At 51.4% G+C, this 1,461-nt stretch carries 2 protein-coding genes; one reads left to right on the forward strand and one right to left on the reverse strand.

Features of this window, described 5'->3' with window-relative positions; genetic code table 11:
- The coding region (locus ABYV26_RS25035) for a hypothetical protein (RefSeq protein ID WP_372684064.1) at positions 1-206 on the reverse strand (206 nt) is incomplete at its 3' end.
- 680 nt (positions 207-886) lie between these two features.
- On the opposite strand from ABYV26_RS25035, the gene nrdD reads away from it, so the two are divergent.
- Positions 887-1,461 (forward strand): anaerobic ribonucleoside-triphosphate reductase (gene nrdD, locus ABYV26_RS25040; protein WP_372684065.1); only part of this gene is annotated, 575 nt, incomplete at its 3' end.

Here is a 1,461-nt window from a genome sequence, read left to right on the forward strand (position 1 = left end):
ATCTCATCCACCATCGGAGAAGAGATGTGTCGAAGGTCCATACGGTCGATGGTGGATCTAATGAACCGGGCGATCTCTTTGGCCTGGCGCTTGTTAACGGCATTGGCGCCAATCAGGCTTTTGCAAAAGACCTGGTCATCCCAAACGTGGGTGTTCAAGTCCACGTTACCATCGTCCACGATGAGGATTTTCTCTTTCTGTGCCATAGGTTGTCACAACTCCATAAAAGGGTAAGCGGTTTACGAACCTACTGCCCGGACCCAGAACCATAGTTCCGCTTGCAAACATCAGGGTTTAAAACGGTTAGTATCCAACTCCGGATTCTAAGGGAAAAAGAAACACCAAGCGCCGGTACGTGGCGGCTTCGGTGTTTCTAAGATGCGGGACCCTGCCCGAATCGGATTTAATGCCGGCACGACACACGGGGGAAAAGGGGACCTACCAAACAGGGTTAAAACGATGGATACAGTCAATGCCGCAACCCTGCCGAGCCAGCGTACGAATTAATTTCTCATACAACATATTGTATGTCAAGCAGCTTTTAGCACAACATATACCTATTTCAGCCATTCAAGAAAAACTTGCCCGTTTTCACGGGGAATCGATACCGAATTGATCCTCCACGGATTGGTTTTATAAGCAAACACAACCAGTTGGTCGTCGGTGGACGAAACGGTCAGAGCCACAACATATGGAAAAAGCGCCTTGACAGACAACAACATCTTGTTGTATTAACCCCATTACCGCCTCGTCGTCCATGAGGCTGGAATCACACTGAATCCATATTTTTTTTGATGGGTTGCACACCCTGAAAAAAATGCCGCCCGCGGCTTTTTTTCGTCGTTTTAAACCACTAAAAGCGAATGCTGCAGCCGAGGAGATGCCCGTGATTGAGCAGATCAAAAAACGTGACGGCCGAATTGTCGAGTTTGCCCCATCCAAAATCACAGCAGCCATCGCCAAGGCTGGCCGAGCCTCCGGAGAATTCGGGGAACGGGACGCCAAGAAGATGACCCTGCGGGTCCTGACCTTGGCCCATGAACTTCGCATGGGCACCACCCCCGAGGTGGAGGAGATTCAGGATATCGTGGAGCGGGTACTGCTTGACTCTCCCTATTATAAAACAGCCAAGGCATATATCATCTACAGGGAGCAGCATGCCCAGATCCGGCGCATTGCCACCGAGGCCCAGGTGGACTTAGTGGAGCACTATATCCGCAAACTGGACTGGAAGATTAAAGAGAACAGCAACATGTGCTACTCCCTCCAGGGGCTCAACAACTACATTTCATCAGACGTCACTGCCGAATACTGGCTCAATAAAATCTATCCGCCGGAGATTCGGCGGGCCCATGCCGACGGCGACCTTCATATCCACGACCTGAGCCTGCTGTCGGTCTACTGCGTTGGCTGGGACCTGACCGACCTCCTGCGAAACGGGTTCAAGGGCGTCGAGGGCAA

This window comes from Desulfosarcina sp. (genome assembly GCF_041551955.1).
GTDB lineage: Bacteria > Desulfobacterota > Desulfobacteria > Desulfobacterales > Desulfosarcinaceae > Desulfosarcina.